The sequence below is a fragment of the Gemmatimonadaceae bacterium genome (assembly GCA_037721215.1).
Lineage (GTDB): Bacteria > Gemmatimonadota > Gemmatimonadetes > Gemmatimonadales > Gemmatimonadaceae > UBA4720.
In genome coordinates, this window is the sequence record JBBJNV010000016.1 from 1 (window position 1) to 18,942 (window position 18,942).

General features: G+C 60.4%; 22 protein-coding genes and 1 tRNA gene. All 23 read left to right on the top strand.

The features are described 5' to 3' along the window. The first annotated feature begins 249 nt into the window (after positions 1 to 249). The 23 genes from WKF55_09875 to rsmH all read left to right on the top strand — a co-directional run bounded on the left by WKF55_09875 (position 250) and on the right by rsmH (position 18,927). Positions 250 to 909, top strand: coding sequence for a hypothetical protein (locus tag WKF55_09875; GenBank protein MEJ7759880.1), 660 nt, complete (start codon positions 250 to 252; stop codon positions 907 to 909). Positions 910 to 1,287: 378 nt separating this feature from the next. Further along, complete coding sequence (gene rplM / locus WKF55_09880; GenBank protein MEJ7759881.1) at positions 1,288 to 1,740, top strand: 50S ribosomal protein L13; 453 nt, start codon at positions 1,288 to 1,290, stop codon at positions 1,738 to 1,740. After that, a complete protein-coding gene (gene rpsI / locus WKF55_09885) occupies positions 1,740 to 2,135 on the top strand; it encodes a 30S ribosomal protein S9 (GenBank protein MEJ7759882.1) in 396 nt (131 codons plus the stop codon). Before rplM ends, rpsI begins: the two co-directional genes overlap by 1 nt. Positions 2,136 to 2,150: 15 nt before the next feature. Next, positions 2,151 to 3,125 (top strand): 30S ribosomal protein S2, encoded by a 975-nt coding sequence (gene rpsB / locus WKF55_09890; GenBank protein MEJ7759883.1) that lies wholly within the window; start codon positions 2,151 to 2,153, stop codon positions 3,123 to 3,125. Between the two features lie 111 nt (positions 3,126 to 3,236). After that, positions 3,237 to 3,830, top strand: a complete 594-nt coding sequence (locus tag WKF55_09895; protein ID MEJ7759884.1) for a translation elongation factor Ts — start codon at positions 3,237 to 3,239, stop codon at positions 3,828 to 3,830. Positions 3,831 to 3,837: 7 nt separating this feature from the next. Then, a complete protein-coding gene (gene pyrH, locus WKF55_09900; GenBank protein ID MEJ7759885.1) occupies positions 3,838 to 4,551 on the top strand; it encodes a UMP kinase in 714 nt (237 codons plus the stop codon). Then, complete coding sequence (gene frr / locus WKF55_09905; protein ID MEJ7759886.1) at positions 4,548 to 5,102, top strand: ribosome recycling factor; 555 nt, start codon at positions 4,548 to 4,550, stop codon at positions 5,100 to 5,102. Before pyrH ends, frr begins: the two co-directional genes overlap by 4 nt. A 4-nt stretch (positions 5,103 to 5,106) precedes the next feature. Continuing rightward, complete coding sequence (locus tag WKF55_09910) at positions 5,107 to 5,961, top strand: phosphatidate cytidylyltransferase (GenBank protein ID MEJ7759887.1); 855 nt, start codon at positions 5,107 to 5,109, stop codon at positions 5,959 to 5,961. Beyond that, entirely contained in the window at positions 5,958 to 7,085 is a 1,128-nt protein-coding gene (dxr, locus tag WKF55_09915) for a 1-deoxy-D-xylulose-5-phosphate reductoisomerase (protein ID MEJ7759888.1), read from the top strand. Before WKF55_09910 ends, dxr begins: the two co-directional genes overlap by 4 nt. Next, positions 7,085 to 8,254, top strand: a complete 1,170-nt coding sequence (locus WKF55_09920) for a M50 family metallopeptidase (protein MEJ7759889.1) — start codon at positions 7,085 to 7,087, stop codon at positions 8,252 to 8,254. The genes dxr and WKF55_09920 overlap by 1 nt, the downstream gene beginning before the upstream one ends. Before the next feature lie 2 nt (positions 8,255 to 8,256). Further along, positions 8,257 to 8,970 carry a YggS family pyridoxal phosphate-dependent enzyme gene (locus WKF55_09925; protein ID MEJ7759890.1) on the top strand — a complete coding sequence of 238 codons (714 nt, stop codon included), beginning with the start codon at positions 8,257 to 8,259 and terminating at the stop codon, positions 8,968 to 8,970. Then, entirely contained in the window at positions 8,967 to 9,500 is a 534-nt protein-coding gene (locus tag WKF55_09930; protein MEJ7759891.1) for a DivIVA domain-containing protein, read from the top strand. The genes WKF55_09925 and WKF55_09930 overlap by 4 nt, the downstream gene beginning before the upstream one ends. Then, positions 9,497 to 12,760, top strand: a complete 3,264-nt coding sequence (ileS, locus tag WKF55_09935; protein ID MEJ7759892.1) for an isoleucine--tRNA ligase — start codon at positions 9,497 to 9,499, stop codon at positions 12,758 to 12,760. The genes WKF55_09930 and ileS overlap by 4 nt, the downstream gene beginning before the upstream one ends. Beyond that, complete coding sequence (locus tag WKF55_09940; protein MEJ7759893.1) at positions 12,761 to 13,183, top strand: TraR/DksA C4-type zinc finger protein; 423 nt, start codon at positions 12,761 to 12,763, stop codon at positions 13,181 to 13,183. Continuing rightward, positions 13,164 to 13,712 carry a signal peptidase II gene (gene lspA / locus WKF55_09945; GenBank protein MEJ7759894.1) on the top strand — a complete coding sequence of 183 codons (549 nt, stop codon included), beginning with the start codon at positions 13,164 to 13,166 and terminating at the stop codon, positions 13,710 to 13,712. Before WKF55_09940 ends, lspA begins: the two co-directional genes overlap by 20 nt. Before the next feature lie 56 nt (positions 13,713 to 13,768). After that, complete coding sequence (locus WKF55_09950) at positions 13,769 to 14,686, top strand: RluA family pseudouridine synthase (GenBank protein ID MEJ7759895.1); 918 nt, start codon at positions 13,769 to 13,771, stop codon at positions 14,684 to 14,686. A 183-nt stretch (positions 14,687 to 14,869) separates the two neighbouring features. Continuing rightward, on the top strand, positions 14,870 to 15,178 hold the full coding sequence (locus WKF55_09955) for a chemotaxis protein CheC (protein MEJ7759896.1): 309 nt from the start codon (positions 14,870 to 14,872) through the stop codon (positions 15,176 to 15,178). Between the two features lie 29 nt (positions 15,179 to 15,207). After that, positions 15,208 to 15,459 carry a tetratricopeptide repeat protein gene (locus tag WKF55_09960; GenBank protein MEJ7759897.1) on the top strand — a complete coding sequence of 84 codons (252 nt, stop codon included), beginning with the start codon at positions 15,208 to 15,210 and terminating at the stop codon, positions 15,457 to 15,459. Continuing rightward, positions 15,431 to 15,814, top strand: a complete 384-nt coding sequence (locus tag WKF55_09965) for a hypothetical protein (GenBank protein MEJ7759898.1) — start codon at positions 15,431 to 15,433, stop codon at positions 15,812 to 15,814. The genes WKF55_09960 and WKF55_09965 overlap by 29 nt, the downstream gene beginning before the upstream one ends. Positions 15,815 to 15,924: 110 nt before the next feature. Then, positions 15,925 to 16,113 carry a hypothetical protein gene (locus WKF55_09970; GenBank protein ID MEJ7759899.1) on the top strand — a complete coding sequence of 63 codons (189 nt, stop codon included), beginning with the start codon at positions 15,925 to 15,927 and terminating at the stop codon, positions 16,111 to 16,113. A gap of 22 nt (positions 16,114 to 16,135) precedes the next feature. After that, positions 16,136 to 16,209, top strand: a tRNA-Val gene (locus WKF55_09975). An 88-nt stretch (positions 16,210 to 16,297) separates the two neighbouring features. Continuing rightward, positions 16,298 to 17,986 (top strand): hypothetical protein, encoded by a 1,689-nt coding sequence (locus WKF55_09980; protein ID MEJ7759900.1) that lies wholly within the window; start codon positions 16,298 to 16,300, stop codon positions 17,984 to 17,986. Further along, positions 17,983 to 18,927, top strand: coding sequence for a 16S rRNA (cytosine(1402)-N(4))-methyltransferase RsmH (rsmH, locus tag WKF55_09985; protein MEJ7759901.1), 945 nt, complete (start codon positions 17,983 to 17,985; stop codon positions 18,925 to 18,927). Before WKF55_09980 ends, rsmH begins: the two co-directional genes overlap by 4 nt. The last annotated feature ends 15 nt before the right edge of the window (positions 18,928 to 18,942 follow it).

Sequence of the window (18,942 nt, forward strand, 5' to 3'; positions counted from 1 at the left end):
ACATTGGAGTGATTAGCCGGTCGGATTCCGACTCGCTCGTCGACCAGACCGTCCGTGTTCGCAAAATGCTTCACGGCCTCGTTAACCGGATCGCCGAAGGTGCGCCGGATTCACAAGTGCGGCGAAAGGATCAACCGGCGGTTGGTTCCTGAATGATTGAGCCGCCCGGCCGGCGGCGGGCTCGCCGTCAGCGCACCGCGGTAGTTACCTCGCCCAAGACATTTCTAATGGTGGTTGACATTCCCCCAGATGCAACTAGCCGAAGCGTTGAGCGCGGGCCAAGATCTCAATAGCCAGCTGAACTTGCCAGGCGACGTCGCTTCTCCTGCGATTCATGCGCAAATGTTCAGCGGCGACTCCCGTCGCTGTCTCGCGCGCCAGTGTCGGTGTAAAATGATGTTAATTCGCAACGTTGGTGTTTATTTTTTCGTTGTTGGTACCGTTGTCTTTCTTGGATGCCACGAACGCGTCATGTCGAATGAGACAGGATTATCTAGGTTTAGCACCCCCGCGGACGGGGCGGCCCGGCTAGATCCGCAAGTGAGAGCTGATCTCGCGGATCGGTTTGACGTTGACGCCGTCGAGAGACTGTTGCAGCGGTTGGCTTCATCGGAGCGGGGGCACTTGCTACAGACGCTCGGCGTTGCAAGCGCGTCCTCGGCCTCAGAGGAGCCGCAGGTTGGTTCCGCCACTGCAGCGGCGTCGGCAGCAGGTCGTTCGGATCGACAGGACGTGCGGATCGAGATAAAATCGGAGGATCCAGCGAAGCAGGCGTTGCTGGATGAAATTTGGGCGCCCTATTGGCTCCTGCTGCCGAGCTCGGCGCTCGATGATCTGAGTTACCCGTATCCCGGGCGCGAATTGGCTCGCTCGCGTCTCAAAGCGATCGAGCAGGCGCCGAAAGAATGATTGCCTGTCGAAGCTCGACAGCTTTGCCCTCGATCTTCGTCGCCGCAAAGTCGGAATGCTGGGTTCTATGCTTGGTATGTCGTTGGCCGTCGGGATACCCTTGTCGGTCGTAGGTCAACACCGTGGGGTACCACGCCAATGGCCGGCGCCGAGCAGGTTGGGGCCGGGAGCTTCAGGTCGTCCGCAGTCCGCCAGCGCCTCAGCCCTCAGTTCTCTTTTTCCGCCGCTGGCGTTTGACATCCCGCCTCACTCCCGTTGACTTAACATTCGGCCATTCGTAGGTTTAGAGGCTGTGCAAAAATCGACTTCACCAGTATTTCCAGCATTCTCCATCATGTCGAGGAGGCTGCAGGCTCTACGCACGATCAGACCCGTAATATGAAGACTTACTCCGCCACCCCGCGGGATATCAAGCATGAGTGGCACGTCATCGATGCGAGTGGCATGGTGCTCGGTCGCCTTGCGACTGAGGTCGCCAGGATAATCCGGGGCAAGCATAAGCCGATGTACACTCCCCACATGGATACCGGCGATAACGTCATCGTCATCAACGCCTCGAAGGTCAAGGTCACCGGCCGGAAGGCGGAACAGAAAATGTATTTTCATCACACCGGGTACATGGGGCATGAACGATTCACACCCTTTGCTTCGGTCCTCGAAAAACATCCGGAACGGATAATCGAGAAAGCGGTTTATGGCATGCTGCCGAAGACGGCTCTCGGCCGACAGACCCTTCGCAGAAAGCTCCGGGTATTTGCAAACGACCGGCACACGCATTCCGCCCAGCAACCCAAAGTTCTCGAATTCAACAAGACGAGTGAGACGAAGTAATGGCTGAAAGCAGCACCACGCATACGATCGGCCGCCGGAAGGAAGCGGTTTGCCGGCTTTACCTCACGGCCGGCTCCGGAAAATGGCAGGTGAACGGACGGACTCTCGGTGACTATTTCCCGCGGGGCGCACATGTGTCCGCGATTCAGCAACCGTTCACTGCTACCGATACGCTTGGCCGCTTCGACATAAAAGCGCGCGTTCAGGGCGGCGGGCTCACTGGTCAGGCCGGAGCACTGCGGCTTGCAGTTGCCCGCGCGCTGGTGAAAATCGACGAGACGCACCGGCGCAAGCTGCGCGATCTTGGCCTGTTGACTCGTGACGCACGGGCAGTCGAGCGAAAGAAGCCAGGCCGCCCCAAGGCGCGCAAGAAATTCCAGTTCTCCAAGCGTTAACCGACAATTCACTGAATGACTGAGCCCAATCTCGATCAACTGCTAGCTGCCGGAGTTCACTTCGGCCATCAGACCCGTCGCTGGAACCCGAAGATGCGCCGTTTCATCTTCGCCGAGCGGAATGGAATTCACATCATCGACCTCCAGAAGACATTGCGTCAGCTGGAGGTTGCCAAGACCCTGGCACGTCAGGTAGTCCTGCGCGGCGAGAGCGTGCTGTTCGTCTGCACGAAGCGGCAACTGGTGAATATCGTTCGCGAAGAAGCCGAGCGATGTGGCGCGATGCACATCACCGAGCGGTGGCTGGGCGGCCTGCTGACCAACTTTCAGACAGTCAAGAAGCAGGTCCGCAAGCTGAAGGATCTGGAGGCGGGCAGCGAGGCTGGAGGAGACTTCGAGAACTACACCAAGAAAGAGCAGCTCATGATGAGCCGCCAGCGCGACAAGCTTTCCAAGAATCTTTCCGGCATCAAGAACCTGAGCCGGCTGCCTGGCCTGATGTTCGTGATTGATTCCAAGAAGGAGCGGATTGCAGTTGCGGAGGCGAACAAGCTCCAGATTCCGCTTATCGCACTCGTCGATACGAATGCAGATCCCGACCTGATCACCGTTCCGATTGCGGGCAACGATGACGCGATCAAGTCGGTCGAGCTGGTGACGCACGCCATTGCTGACGCAATCATCGAGGCGCGGCGCGAGGCGCCGATACGTGATGAATCGGAAGAGTCGGAGTCGTACACGTACAGCTCGGATCGTGGCGCCGAACCCGAGGGTGAGGGCGACAAGAAGCGCAAGCGGCGTCCGCGTCGTCGGCGTGCGAAGCCTGAGGCGATCGCCGCAAGGCTCAAGTCGGGCAGTGAAGGCGAGGGTGGCGGTGAAGGAGAGGGAAGTGAATCGGCTGAAGCTGCCGGCGATGGCGGGGCGATCGATAGCGGCGAATCAACCGCTTCCGGAGATTTTACAACTGACGCTGAGCGTCCTGACGTTTGAAGCCATGCTCATCGCGGGCAGAACCGCCGCCGGCCGAACAGCCGGCGGCGTTCTTTTAGTCATCTACCACACACGCGCCTCGCGCGAATCTGATCGAGAAAGGAAATAGAGATGTTTACAGCGAAGGATGTTCAGACACTGCGCCAGCGCACCGGCGCCGGCATGATGGAGTGCAAAAAAGCGCTGACCGAGACCAACGGCGAAATGGGGAAGGCGGAAGAACTGCTGCGCGTCAAAGGCATCGCGAAAGCGGAGACGCGCTCAGGCAAGCAGACGAGTGAAGGCGCCATCACCAGCTACATCCATCCGCCTGGCAAGATCGGCGTAATGGTGGAGATTGCCTGCGAAACGGACTTCGTTGCGCGAACAGACGATTTCAAGTCGCTCGGCCGCGAGATAGCGCTGCATATAGCGAGCGCGGCACCGGTGGCAGTGGACAAGGACGGAGTGCCGGCTGATCGAATCGACAGCGAACGGCGCATTGCCGAGGAGCAGGCCAAGGCGAGCGGCAAGCCCGACAACATCGTCCAACGCATGGTTGAGGGAAAAGTCGAAGCGTATCTGAAAGACGTGTCCCTCATGAATCAGCCGTGGATTCGCGAGCCCAAGAAGACGATCAGCGACCTGGTGAAGGAAGCGTCGGCGAAGATGGGCGAGAACATTCAGATCCGCCGCTTCGTCCGCTACCAGATGGGCGAGGAGTAACGGCGGGTTGGCTCCGATCGCGTATTCCAGGGTTCTTGTCAAGATTTCCGGCGAGGCACTCGCCGGCGGGAAAGGCACGGGCTTCGATTTCGACACTCTGTTTCGCATCGCTGGCGAGGTGAAGCAAGCGGTAGATACCGGCGCGGCCGTGGGACTGGTCATCGGCGGCGGAAACATCGTCCGGGGCGCCCAGTTCTCCAAGCTGGGAATGGATCGGGTTGGAAGCGACTACATGGGCATGCTTGGCACGGTCATCAACGCGCTCGCGCTTCAGGATGTTCTGGAGCGGGCCGGCGTCAAGACTCGAGTCATGACGTCGATCAACATGGAACAGATCGCCGAGCCGTTCATTCGCCGCCGTGCATTGCGACATTTTGAAAAGGGGCTCGTTGTAATTTTTGCCGGTGGCACGGGCAATCCCTATTTCTCTACCGATACTGCCGCCGCGTTGCGCGCTATCCAGACGAAGTCTCAGGTAATCATCAAGGCAACGAGCGTCGACGGGGTATACTCCGCCGATCCGAAAATAGACACGACGGCGACCCTATTCGACGAGATCAGCTATCGTGACGTCATGGTAAAGGAACTGGGCGTCATGGATCAGACCGCGATTGCTCTTTGCCGCGAGAACAAGCTTCCGATCATCGTCCTCAACATCAACACTCCTGGAGCCATTGCGCGCGCCGTAAGCGGTGAGCGCATCGGGACAATCGTTCAATGATCACTATTCCGCAGATCATCAAGGATTCGCGCACCGCGATGGACAAGTCGCTGGAAAGTTCGAGGCGCGAGCTTGGATCGATCCGGACGGGCAAGGCCAGCGTGAACCTGCTCGATACGGTACGCGTCCCTGTTTACGGGCAAAGCATGCCGCTCAATCAAGTGGCGAGCGTTTCGGCGCCAGAGCCGCGGCTTCTCACGGTGACTCCGTGGGATAAGAGCCAGTTGCAGGTCATCGAACGCGCCCTGCGCGATTGCGATCTCGGCCTCAACCCGATGAGTCAGGGCGGTACCATTCGAGTACCGCTGCCGGCACTGAATGAAGAACGCCGCCGCGATCTCGTGAAGGTCGTCCACAAGCTGGCTGAGGAAGCGCGCATCGGCATCCGGCACGCCCGGACGGAAGGGCGCGACAAGCTGAAAAAAATGGAGAAGGTGTCAGAAGACGACATCAAGCACGGCGAGAAGGATCTGCAGAAACTGCACGATGACTTCATCGGCCGCATCGACGAACTGCTGAAGGGGAAAGAAGCAGAAATCATGGAAGTCTGACAACGTGTCCGAGCTCACTCGGCGCGTTCTTTTCTCGCTTGCGGGAGCTCCGCTGACAGTGGCCATCATTTACGCTGGCGGAGCTGTGCTGGCCGGGGCTCTGGCCATCCTCGCGGCATTAGGGGCCTGGGAATTCTTCCGGATGGCGCGCGAGGGCGGGTCAAATCCTCTCGAGATTGCCGGTATTGCGCTGGCTGCGTCGATTCCGCTTCTCGTGCATGCGAATTATCTGGGCGTGTATCGAGTGTCGGTCACATCCGGGGTGTTCGCGTTTCTCATCCTGCTTGCAGCGGTCATCTGGGCTCGCGGTGTCGGCGGCCGGCCACTCGTTGCGGTGTCCGTCACCGTGGCGGGTATCGTCTATCCCGCATTGCTGACATACATGTATCCGTTGCGCTATCACGACTACGCCGTCGGAGCGGTCGCGGGCACGGTGCTGGTGATGTTCCCGATCATGGTCACGTGGGGCACTGACACGGGCGCGTACGTTTTTGGCCGGCTGTTCGGGAAGCGGAAGCTGATTCCCGCGGTGAGCCCCGGGAAAACAGTGGCAGGCGCCGTTGGAGGGCTCTTCGTGGCCATCGCTATGTGCTTCCTCTATGCCCGGTTCATGCTCGAACCTTTTGCGCAGCTCACACTGGCGCCGCTCGGTATACTGGTATTTGCAGTCGCCATCAGTGTTGCCGATCAGATCGGCGATCTCTTTGAATCGCTGATCAAGCGCGATTCGGGGGTGAAGGACTCTTCAAGCATTTTTCCGGGGCACGGCGGCGTTCTGGATCGTTTTGACAGCCTGTTGTTTGCGCTGCCAGTTGCGCACATGCTGCTAAGCCGTCTGCTGGTACCGTCACCCGGATGACGCCGCGCGGAGTTGCGGTACTGGGGTCGACTGGCTCGATTGGCACAACTGCCCTGCGGGTTCTGAATCGGCACCGCGAAGCGTTTCAAGTGGTGGGATTGACGGCCCATAGCAACGCAAACCTGCTTGCGGAGCAGCAGCGCCATTTCGAACCTGCGTTTGTTGGTCTGGTGAACGACAGCGGGTCGCGGGGCGAGGGGTGGGCAGGAGGAGTTGAATGTCTTGTCGAGGCCGCAACCCGGGACGATGTTGCGATAGTCATCAACGCGATCGTGGGAACCGCTGGCCTCGACGCGACGCTGGCCGCATTGCGGGCCGGGAAGCGAGTCGCGCTGGCCAACAAGGAAACGCTCGTCATGGCGGGCGCGCTCGCGGCCGAAGCGTGCGCCGAAGGCGGTGGCGAGATCGTGCCGGTGGACAGTGAGCACAGTGCGATTTTGCAATGCATCGGCAGCCGCCCGCGCTCAGACGTAAGGCGGGTAATACTGACTGCCTCGGGCGGACCTTTCCGCGGGTGGGACGAAGCTCAAATCCTCAATGCACGTCTCGAGGATGCGTTGAAGCATCCCACGTGGGAAATGGGCCGCAAAATAACCATCGACAGCGCCACTCTGGCAAACAAGGCGCTCGAGGTCATCGAGGCCCACTTTCTGTTCGGACTCCCGTATGATTGCATTGACGTGGTGGTGCACCCGCAGAGCATTGTGCATTCATTTGTCGAATTCGTCGACGGCAGCGTATTCGCGCAGATGAGCCAGCCCACCATGGAGCTACCGGTGCTTTATGCGCTCACACATCCGGAACGAGTCGCAGACGACAGTGCAATGCCGTTCGATCCTGTATCAGCGTCTCCCATCACCTTCGAGGCGGTGGCGCACGAGCGCTTTCCGGCACTCCGAATGGGGATCGATGCCGGGAAGCGTGGCGGATCGGCACCGGCGGTGTACAATGCAGCCAACGAACAAGCTGTGGCTTTTTTCCTCGAGGGCAGGATCTCGTTTGCGGATATTCCGCGTGGTATCGGGTCGGCGCTCGACAGGCTGGGACAACTTGCTGGGTCTACACGTGAGGATCTTCTCGCGGCCGACGCGGCAGCTCGAAAGCACATAATGGAGCTTTTCTGATGCTCGCTTACATTGCCCCGGTATTCGTCTTCGGGCTTGTTGTTTTCGTACACGAGCTTGGCCACTTCCTGGCGGCGAAGGCCGTCGGCGTGTACACCCCCCGATTTTCCATTGGTTTTGGGAAGACGCTGTTCAAGAAGCGGTGGGGAGAAACAGAGTACGTCATCGCGATGCTTCCGGTCGGCGGGTACGTACGAATGGCATCGAAAGAAGATGAAGCCACCGCGTTCATCGAGGGTGGAAGCGAGAACTCGGCGACCCATGTTGCTACCCATGGCCAGCCGCTGGATCCCGAGGCCATGATTCCGTTTGGCCCCAAGCCGATCCCGGCGCACCGGTGGTTCGAGTCGAAGCCCCTCTGGGCGAGAATGGTGATCCTGCTCGCCGGTGTAACGATGAATATTCTTCTCGCCTTCGTCGTGACGACCGGAATGTTCATGCACTATGGCACCCCCTATTTGTCGACAACGGCCGATTCGGTACTTGCGGGCCGTCCTGGGGAGCGAGCAGGGCTCGTGCGTGGGGACAGCATCGTGGCCATTCAGGGCGTACCACTGAGAAAGTGGGACAAGCTCGTGGAGCGGGTTGGCGCGTCCGAAAATGTGCCACTTACGTTCGATATCATCCGGGCGGGGCAGGCTCGCAAGCTGGTCATCACGCCTGTCAGGGACACGACCCGCGATCCGGACACCGGCGCATCAGGGCGCGCAGTGCGCATCGGTATCATGCCAAGTCAGGGGTCGAAGGATCTGGGGTTTGTTCCTGCCATCGGCGCGGGATGGAATGCCACCTGGGCAATGGCGGGATCGGTCCTGGACGCATTGAAGGGATTGGCGACGCGGGAAGTTTCGGCGAGCCAGCTTGGCGGTCCGATCATGATCGCCCAGGCGTCCGTGCAGGCCGCGCAGGGAGGCGCCGAGCGGCTGCTGTTTCTCATTGCGCTGATCAGCGCGAATCTGGCTGTTTTCAATCTTCTTCCGATTCCCATTCTCGATGGCGGTCAGATCGTACTGAACCTGCTCGAGAGCGCCAAGGGAAGCGCCTTCAGCACGCGCACGCGGGATTACATCCTGCGTGCCGGAATTGCCACCGTGCTGCTGCTTTTCGTCCTGGTGACATACAACGACCTCAGACGGCTGGTCACGAGTGCGATGGAGCGGTTCGGCTAGACGTGCCAGTCAACAAGGAATCCGCCAAAGTCATGGCGTTCCCCGGACTCGGCGAACGTGCCGCCGAAGCGAAATCCCGCATTGCGGCGGCGGTAGCGCGGGGTGGACATGGCCAGCGAGTGACGATCGTCGCGGTCACCAAGACTCACAGTGCCGAAGCAGTTACCGGAGCATGGTCGGCGGGAGTTGCGGATGTAGGCGAAAACAAGGTTCAGGAAGCGCTGGGAAAAATGCCCGAGGTTGCGGCCCCCGTACGCTGGCATCTTATTGGGCACCTGCAGCGCAACAAGGTGAAGGCGCTCGACAGCTTTTCGCTGTTTCACGCCCTCGACAGCGCGCGTCTGGCCGATTCGGTGGACGCTTTTGGCAGAACACGCGGCAGGCCGGTGGAAGTGCTCCTCCAGGTCAATGTGGGACGCGAGGAGTCGAAAGGCGGCTACGACATGGCCGAACTCGATGCGGAAGCGACGCGACTGGCATCGATGACTGGAGTGCATGTCACTGGCGTTATGATCCTGGCGCGACTGGGTGCGGGCGAACGAGAGCTCCGCGAGGTATTTGGCGCTGCCCGCGCGGCGCGCGAAGTTCTATTGGAAGCTGGCCATCCCGCCACACAATTGTCGATGGGAATGTCGAGCGACTTCGAGATTGCTGTTGAGGAAGGGGCAACGCTGGTCCGCCTTGGAACAATTCTGTTTGGAGTACGCGAGCAATGATGGACGAGAGTTTTCACCTGACATCTCTGGACGTGCGGCGGTTCGACTTCGGTCGCTCCCTGCGCGGGTACGATCCGGCGAAGGTCGAGCAGTTCAGAGATCAGATCGTGGACGAGATGGAGCGTCTCGCACGCGTCAATCAGGACCTGGACGGCAAGGCGCGAAGTTTTTACGAGCAGTTGCGTTCGTTCAGGGAAAGGGACAAAGCGCTCAACGACGCACTCGTATCGGCCCAGCAGCTCAGGGGTGAACTGCGCCAGCAGGCGGAACGGGAGGCCGAGCTGGTGATTCGGGAAGCGCGTGCCGAGGGCGAACGCCTGCTCGAGGGCGCGCGCGCCGAGGTCCGAAGAATGGAAGCGGAGCTGGATGCGCTCGACCGGTCGCGGCGCACCTATCTGGCTCAGATGCGTACGCTACTCGCCAGGCAGCTCTCCGAGGTGGAGGCCTCCGAGGGCGGAGCCGCCGCGGCCAGAAAAAACGACGATAGTGCCAGGGCCGTATCGCCTGACAACGTTGCGCAATCGGGATGACAGGAGCGACTACGCGGCCCCGTTACACACCGCTTCCTCCCGACCGGCCTGTTGACGAACTGGAACAGGAGATGCTGGCGCGATGGAAACGCGATGACCTTTTTGGGCAGACGCTCGAGGCGACGAGAGACGCGCCCGAATTCGTGTTTTTCGAAGGTCCTCCGACGGCCAATGGTCGGCCTGGCATCCACCACGTTTTTTCGCGAACTATCAAGGATCTGTTCTGCCGGCATCGCGCGATGCGCGGGTTCCATGTTACACGGAAAGCCGGGTGGGATACCCATGGCCTGCCTGTGGAAATCGAGGTCGAGAAGCAGCTCGGCATCAGCGGCAAGCAGCAGATCGACGAGATCGGAGTTGAAAAATTCAATCAGCTTTGCCGGGAAAGCGTGTGGAAGTACCGCGCCGACTGGGAGAAGCTGAGCGAACGGATCGCGTTCTGGCTCGACTACAGTGATCCCTACGTCACGTACAGCAACAATTACATCGAGAGCGTCTGGTGGGCGCTCAAGACGCTCTACGATCGCAACAGGCTTTATCGAGGGCACAAGATCCTTCCATATTGTTCGAGATGCGGAACCGCCCTGGCGAATCACGAGGTGGCGCAGGGGTACAAGACGGTAAACGATCCGAGCGTCTATATCGCGCTCGATCTAGAGGGAGCAGTGGCCGACGCCGGAAAGCGGCGCCGCATTCTGGTATGGACGACGACGCCGTGGACGCTGGTGTCGAACGTTGCGCTCGCGGTAAACCCGGGAATCGAGTACGTCGAGCTGACGAAGCGCGACGGCGATCGGTCAGAATCCGTCATCCTCGCCGCATCGCGGGCAGCCGCGTTGCTCGGCGACGATTATCAGAATAGATGGGAGCCCATACAATCGTTGATGGGGTCCGAGCTGACGGGCCTGACCTATCGCCGGCCGCTTGACTGGGCGGAGTTCACCGACGGGACGCATGAGGTCATCGTCGGCGAAGACTTCGTTTCGGCCGAGGATGGCACCGGGGTAGTGCACATGTCACCCGCGTTTGGCGCCGATGACTATGCAGCGGGCAAGCGGCATAAGCTCGCTTTTCTTCAGCCGGTGGATCAGAAAGGTGAGTTTCCGTCAGGTATGCCGGTGGTGGGCGGAATGTTCGTGAAGCGCGCGGACGAGCTCATCATTGCGGAGCTCAGGAGGCGCGGGGTCCTCTGGAAGGCCGTTCTCGTGGAGCATCCGTATCCGCACTGCTGGCGTTGCGAAACGCCGCTCATCTACTATGCGCGGACATCGTGGTTTGTGAAGACAACAGCCTTCAAGGACGCGATGCTGGCACGCAACGCCCGGGTGGAGTGGCAACCGCGGGAAATCGGAGAAGGCCGATTTGGCGGATGGCTTACCGACAACATAGACTGGGCGATCTCCCGCGACCGCTACTGGGGAACGCCGCTGCCTCTCTGGGTTTGCGAACTGGACGGTTCGCACGTCGATGCCATTGGCAGCTTCGCCGAGCTTGCGAAGAAGACAGGACATGCGATTGGCGACGGATTCGATCCCCACAATCCGTACATCGACGCGCAAGAATGGGCCTGCAGTTCCTGTGATGGCACGATGCGCCGCGTCCCGGAAGTCATTGACACGTGGTTTGATTCGGGATCGATGCCGTTTGCGCAATGGCATTTTCCATTCGAGAACGCGGACAAGCTGGCGCGCCATTATCCCGCGGATTTCATCGCCGAGGGTGTCGACCAGACTCGTGGATGGTTCTACTCGATGCTGGCGATTGCGACCGGGCTGGACGATTCGCTGCCGAACAACACCCTGGCGCACCGGGCCCCGGCCGGCGAGTCGGTTGACACGGCCCCGTACCGGGCGGTCGTCGTTAACGATATGATTCTCGCTGCCGATGGCAGCAAGATGTCGAAGAGCCGCGGCAACGTTGTCGATCCGTGGGTCGTGCTGCCGAAGCACGGTGCAGATGCAGTACGCCTGTTTCTCGTTGCCGCCAGCCAGGTATGGACCCCCCGCAAGTTCGACGAGAACGCGATGCGGGAGACGGTTGGCCGCTTTCTACTCACATTGAAGAACGTATACACCGGAATTTTCGCGCGTTACGCGAATTTCGGGTGGGAACCATCGGATCGTGATCCGCCGGTGAGCGCTCGTCCACCAATTGACCGCTGGATACTCTCACGACTGGCGACGCTCGAGCGTGAGAGCGACGGCATGCTCGAACGTTATGACGCAACCATGGCGGCACGTGCAATCATGACGTTCTTCGTGGACGACGTGTCGAACTGGTATGTTCGTCTCAATCGCGGACGGTTCTACGATGTCGAAAGCGACGACAACCGTGCCGCCTTCGCCACGCTGAGAGAAGTTCTCGTGGTAACTTGCCGGCTGCTTGCGCCATTCGCGCCTTTCATGAGCGACTGGATGCACACTGAGCTTACCGGTAAGTCGGTGCACTTGGCCCGTTATGTCAGAGCGGGCGCAAGCGATCGTGACGCATCGCTCGAGGCGGCCATGGAACATATCCGGGCGTTGTCGACGCTCGGCCGCGCGGCGCGTGAGGAAGCAGGTGTGAAGGTGCGGCAGCCGCTCACCCGCATGATCTGCGTCGTGCCGGGGGCGATGTCAGGGCCGGGCAGTTCTGCGGCAACTGAACTCGGCTCGCTGATTCCACTCCTCGCCGGGGAGCTGAATGTCAGGGATGTTAGTTTTCTTTCTTCGGCCGATGCGCTCGTTTTGCTTGAAGCCAAGGCTAATTTCAGGACGCTTGGAGCGAAGTTCGGAAAGGACACACCGCTTGCTGCCAAGGCGGTATCGGCGCTGACCAGCGCTGAGTTGGTGGCATTCGAGAGGGGCGAACCCCTCACGATTAGCGTGGCTGGGCGCTCCTGCGCTCTGGAGACAGCAGACCTGGTGATTCTGCGTCGGGCGTCGGGTGAGCTGATCGTTAAGGAGGGTTCGGGGTATTTTGCGGCGATAGATCCGGAAGTTACTCCTGAGCTTAGAATTGAAGGTCTCGCGCGCGAGGTGGTGAGCCGGGTTCAGAGAATGCGGAAGGATGCGGGGCTGGCGGTGAGTGACCGGATACTGCTTGCCGTTTCCGGCACCGCCGAGCTGGAAAACGCGGTGAGTGTCCATCGGACGCGGATCGCTGAAGAAGTGCTTGCACGCGAAATCACTATTGGTGATGACGCACCTACAACCAACGCGGCGCATACGTTTGACATTGCTGGTCATCCGGTTCGCTTCGCAATCGAGAGGGTGGACTAGATGGCTCCAACGACGTCCGGCGGGAAGCAGAAAGCTCTGAGCAAGAAACAGCTCGATCATTTTGAAAAGAGGCTTCTCGAGGAGCGCCGCCGCGTTCAGAAAGAGCTTGGGCTTCATGACGAAACTTTTGGCTCGACCCCACAGGGAGCTGACGGCGACCTCAGTGCTTACTCATTCCACATGGCCGATCAGGGTACGGACGCTATGGAAAGGGAAAAGGCATTCCTTTTCGCGAGTCAGGAAGGCCGCTTTCTCTGGCACCTGGACGAAGCGCTGCGCCGCCTCTACCGCTCGCCGGAAACGTTCGGCAAATGCCACAACTGCACCAAGGACATTGCGTACGACCGACTCGACGCGCTCCCGCACGCGCGTTACTGCATAGACTGCAAACAGCGTGAGGAAGATGCAAAGAGGCAGAGCTAACACGCCGCTCTTCTGGAGCATACTGGTGGTGATCGTCATCGCTGACGTCGTCACCAAGGCCATCGCTGTCTACTCCCTTTCTCCTCAGCGCGTTCCGCACGAAGTCATCGGCGAGGCGGTTCGTTTTACCCTCGTGTACAACCCGGGAGCTGCATTTGGATTGCATCTCGGCGACTTTTCGCGCTGGATATTCATGGTGCTCACGATCGGGGCGCTTGTCATCCTCGGACGGCTGTATCGGGCAACGCGTGACGGAGATCTGACTCGTACGATGGCAATCGCGCTGGTATGCGCCGGCGCTGTCGGCAATCTCATCGACCGTATCAAGTCGCCGCTGGGCGTGGTTGATTTTATCGATGTGGGCTTTGGCGATACCAGATGGCCAACGTTCAATGTTGCCGACATGGCGGTGAGTATCGGTGCGTTTCTGCTCGCCTGGGTGCTCTGGGGTGAAGAGAATGCTGAAGCGGCCAAGGGTACACCAGCTATGGCTGCGCCATCCGTGCCTCCAACGGGCCGAGACATCTGAGCTCCGCGGGCCGCAATGAATTCACGATCGAGACGGACGGCAACGTTCGTCTCGATCTGCTTGTGGCCCAGAAGGAAGACATTTCGCGAACGCAGGCCGCTACACTCATTGCGAATGGTTTTGTTACCGTCAATGGCGGTCACGAGAAGGCAAGCTACCGGCCAGTGGGTGGCGACATGGTAGTCATTGAACGCCAGGTCGCAGCCAGCCGGGAGATCATCGGCGAATCCATCCCGCTCGATATTGTCCATGAAGACGACGCGATTCTCGTCGTCAACAAACCCGCCGGGATGGTCGTTCATCCCGCGCCAGGCAACTGGACCGGTACGCTGGTCAATGCGCTGCTCGGGCGGGGCGGAGACCTTTCGCGCGAAGGGTCTGCCGACCGCGCAGGAATTGTGCACCGGCTCGACAAGGAGACGTCCGGGCTGCTGCTGGTCGCAAAAACCGATCGAGCGCACCGCATCCTCAGCTCGGCGATTGCCGCAAGGCGTGTGACGCGCCGGTATGCAGCAGTAATCTGGGGTCATCTCGATGAAGAGAGCATCACTATCGACAAACCGGTCGCGCGCGACCCGCGAGACCGCAAGCGTATGGCAATCGTCAGTACCGGCAGGCAGGCGAGGACGGATTTCATTCGTCTCGCCCGCTTTGGACCGGGAGACCTGTTGCGCGCGCATCTGCACACCGGGCGAACTCACCAGATTCGTGTTCACCTGGCCTCGATCGGGCATCCCGTAATGGGTGACGATGTCTATGGCGGCGGGGGAGGAAGGCGAATCGCAGGGCTGGCGCCGAAGCGGCACTTTCTGCACGCGGCGTGGCTTGCGTTCCAGCATCCGATCACCGGCGTCCCAATGGATATCCGTTCGTCACTGCCCGACGATCTGAAACACTCACTCCGCGCAATCGGAGAGGGCGCAGCCGTTGCGGAGGCCGAGGATCCCCTCGCCGCGCTCGGCTTCTATGACTGACGCAGCACAAGCCTCGCGGCGCGTTCTCGTCTTCGCTGTCGCAGGCCGCACTCACTGCTGTGAACTGGAGCAGGTGCGCGAGATAGTTCCCATTCTTCCCACCACTCGTCTACCTGGTGCGCCGGCGTTCGTCCGCGGCCTTATAAATCTGCGCGGAAACCTGGTGACTGTACTGATGCAGCCATGTGTCTTTACAGCGTTCCCGCCGACAACAGCGCCGCCAGCGTGCTGCTCGTGGGGCGTAGCCCTGCATGGCCATACACTCCTTGCGCTTCCGCTGTCACTGGAAGGCGACTGGCCGATCTGATGCTGCGGCGGGAGCGCACACCAGGCGGAGCACTCGATGCTCTCGAAGAATCTGCCCTCACGGAAGTCGGCAACATCCTTGGCGGAGCTTACATGACCGCCCTCAGTGCCGACCGCATACTTGCACCGCGACTCGTGGCCCGCGCTATCGATGGTTTGTTCGCGCGCCGGCGCGCGGTGGCGTGAAAATCACGGGCTCAGCTGCGGTTCGCACGTTGCGCGAAGACCACCTGGGGGCATCGACCTTTCTGGAAAAGGGGTGGCATCTCATCGCTCAGGGCGATTTCCCTGGAGCAGAGGCGGCGCTTGGTGCAGCGATCGACCTCGCTCGAACCGATCAGCGAGCTCAGGCGCTCCTCGGCTGGGCCATCATGCGACAGCGCAGGTACGATGATGCACGGCAGATTCTCGAGCGCGTTCTTGCGTCGGACGCATCGAATGCCATGGTCCGCGCGCGCCTCGGTTGACTTGCGAAAAGAAATGATGCCGGAGGCCGCGGAGACGCTGCATTTCGCCCTGCGACAGCGTAACGATCCCAGGGCAGTTCTCTACGGCAATTTCTACCTCGGCCTGCGTCACAGCGCCACAGGTGAGGTGGAGATAGCCCGTAAATTCTTCGAGACGAGCATCGAGTTGGGGCCAAGCCTGATCGAAGCCTACTACGAGCTTGGTCGTACGTGGTGGAAGGCCGGAGACGACGCGGAAGCCGACCGGGTTTGGATGTCGGGCAACTCCGCCAACCGGTTCAGTGTCTGGGGGCGGCGGTGTGCCGAGGCAATGCGGCTCGTCCGGGCTGGCGAGGAACCTCACTGTTACAGCTGAATTTGGCAAACCGAACATTAAGATACAGTGAGACGTGCGTTCCGCGGGGCTGGCACGCTTGACACGTTTTCGGTGCGCCTCTACACTATCGCACTATGGCTGATTCCAATGTGCGAACAGAGACCGCCCGTCCGAGCCCCCGTCCGAGCCCCCGTCTGCGGTCGGCCGTGCTATGGGCCGCCGCGTTGGCCGCTATCGTGCTCGGCTTTGCCGATCTGGCACGCGGCGGTACTACGATTGCCCCATTCCTCCTTGTTCTGGGGTACTGCGTGCTGGTGCCTGTTGCAATACTGAAGTAGAGCAGGGCTCGGTTTCTGCACCGGGCGAGTAGCTCAGTTGGTTAGAGCGCCTGCCTTACACGCAGGATGTCGGGGGTTCGAGTCCCTCCTCGCTCATTTGTTTTTCGGGACCTGTTGAAATGCGATGGTGTAAGTATGTTCTCACGCTTGGGAGGCTAGGACATTGAGTGCAAGGAGTCTGACTTTGGGTCATAACCGGATTTTCGTCCCTCGCGCGATTTTCGCGTTGAGTGCCCTTTCGGCGTTGCCGTTTGCCGATGCCTCCGCGCAGCGTCGGACCGCCGACCCGCCGCCGAAAATCATGATCGGCACGTTCGCGAGCGCCGATAAGGATCTCGGACAACAGACAGCGGAAGCGCTGCGCTCGCGGATCACCAGGGACGTCGACAACAAGAAGCTGACCGTCATTCCGAAGGCCGATATCAATACGACTCTGACTGCGTCAGGGTACTCGACAACTGAAGCGCTGTCGGCCAACGATGCGAAAGCCCTCGCCAATATTCTTCGCGCCGATGAGTATATGGAAGGCACAGTCACCCGGACACCGACTGGCGTGAAGGTCGATGCCCGCATTGTTCTCGCACGGGATAACAGCCTGCAGCAGCCATTGCCTTCGGCCGAGGCAGGCAAGGTAGACCAGGCGGCTCAGATGGTTGCGAAGAACTACGTGCAGGCCCGCGAGCAGCTCGCCGCCGAGCGCAGCTGTTATACCCTTTTCCGCGAAGGCAAGTTTGCCGCAGCCGAAGCAGCGGCGCGGTCGGGTCTGGCGAGATATCCAACTGGCACACTCGTCGGTGTATGCCTCGGGAACGCACTTCAGGAACAGAAGAAAACCGATTCCGTTCTTGCTGTCGCCGAGCGTATCCGGGCTGTTGACCCGCGGAATGTGTCGGCTCTGCGCTGGGCCGCGGACATTTATCAGACCCGCGGTGACAGCGAGCGCGCAACGCAGGCTCTCACCGGGCTGCTCGCTGCCGACCCCGGCAACGACCGCCTCGTCGAGCAGGTTGTAAACAGCCTCGCTGCGAGCGGCAAGGCCGCAGTTGCTGTTCCGATCATCATGGAAGCGGTAAAGCGTAATCCGGGGGATCCCAAGACGTTGCGTACAGCGTGGCTCGTGCTGCTCGCCGCCAAGGATTACAATCTTGCACTGCAAACGGGTGCCGACCTGATCAAGGCTGACACGGCCGCTGCTGACAGCAGCTATTTCATCCGCAGTGCAGCCGCTTACACCGCTCTGAATCAGTCGAGCCAGGCCGCCCAGATTCTGGGCCGGGGGATCTCCAAGTATCCGAACAATGCAACGCTGTTGCTGGTGCAGGCCAATGCACTCAGCAAGGCCGGCCAGAACGCTCAGGCGCTCGCGGCGGCGAGACGCGCTGTCACCATCGATCAGAAAGTCGATGGGGGATATGCGCAGATGGCGCTGATCTACGGAGCCCTCAACCAGCCGGACAGCGTCCTTGCGACACTCCGGCAGGCTTCCGGCAGCGGCGGGGACAAAAGCACGCTCGCGAAGGTTGCGTTGCAGCAGGGCAACAACGCCTATAAGTCGGGCAACGCGTCGAAGAATCGTGCCGAGCTGCAGCGCGCCATCCAGTTCCTGCGCTTGTCGGACCAGCTCGAGGCGACGGCCGATGCAAAGTTTCTGCTGGGAGTTTCGGCTTTCACCATTGGGCAGAGCGCGATAACCGAAGCTCAGTCGTCCAAGAACTGCGCGCTGGCAAGATTATCCAAGGAGTCGTTTGCGACTGCGCAGCAGAACGTTCCTGCCGGGCTCCAGACGTACGCCGATGCGGCCAAACAGGTGCTCACCGCAATCCCGCAGTACATTCCGGCCGCTGACGAGATGGTGAAGCGCTACTGCAAGTGATTTCAGAGGTGCCGGGTGCGTGGGATACCAAATTCCACGCCCCGGTGCTTGTAGGGGAAGTTCAGCAATTGTTTGGGGGCGCGGGTCAGATTCTGGATTGCACCCTCGGGGGCGGCGGACACAGCGCCGCCCTTCTTGCGATGGGGGCAACCGTAACCGCGATCGATCGCGACCGAAGTGCACTGAGAATCGCTACGAATCGGCTTGCCACCCACGCGGCGGCGGGCCGATTTCGCGTTATATTGGGCAACTTCGCCGAGGTCGACACGTTGCTCTCAGATCCACTGCAGAAGTTTGATGGCATCGTTGCCGATCTTGGCGTCTCGTCGCATCAGATTGATGACACCAGTCGCGGATTTTCATTTCGCGAAGGTGCTTTGCTGGATATGCGCATGGACGAAGACGCTCCGTCGAGTGCCGCAGATTATCTCAACAATGCGGCAGAAGCGGAGCTTGTCGATGTTTTCCGCGAATACGGTGATGAGCCGAAGGCACGACGACTGGCTCGCGAAATCGTTCGGCGCAGGGCTAATCGCAGTTTTGCGACCAGCGACGATCTGGTAGGCGCAATTCGGGGCACGCTTGGCCCGCGAAGCGGTGCCGGTGAGTTTGCCCGGCTTTTTCAAGCGGTAAGAATTGCAGTCAATGCCGAGATAGAGCTTCTCGAGCAGGCCCTGCCGCGATTGCGGGACCGCTTGGCGCCAGGCGGTGTGATCGGAGTTATTTCATATCATTCGGGTGAGGACCGCGTGGTGAAGCACTCAATGCGCGAATGGTCGCGCGTTTGCGTCTGCCCGCCGCGGTTGCTGCGGTGCGAGTGCCGTGGCAGTGCCCTGGGCCAGCTTGTCTGGCGGAAAGCCGTCGTGCCTGCCGGAGTCGAGATTCAACGAAATCCGCGCGCGCGAAGCGCACGACTCCGCGCGTGGCGAAGCGAGGTTTAGGCGCGCGGCGCTGGA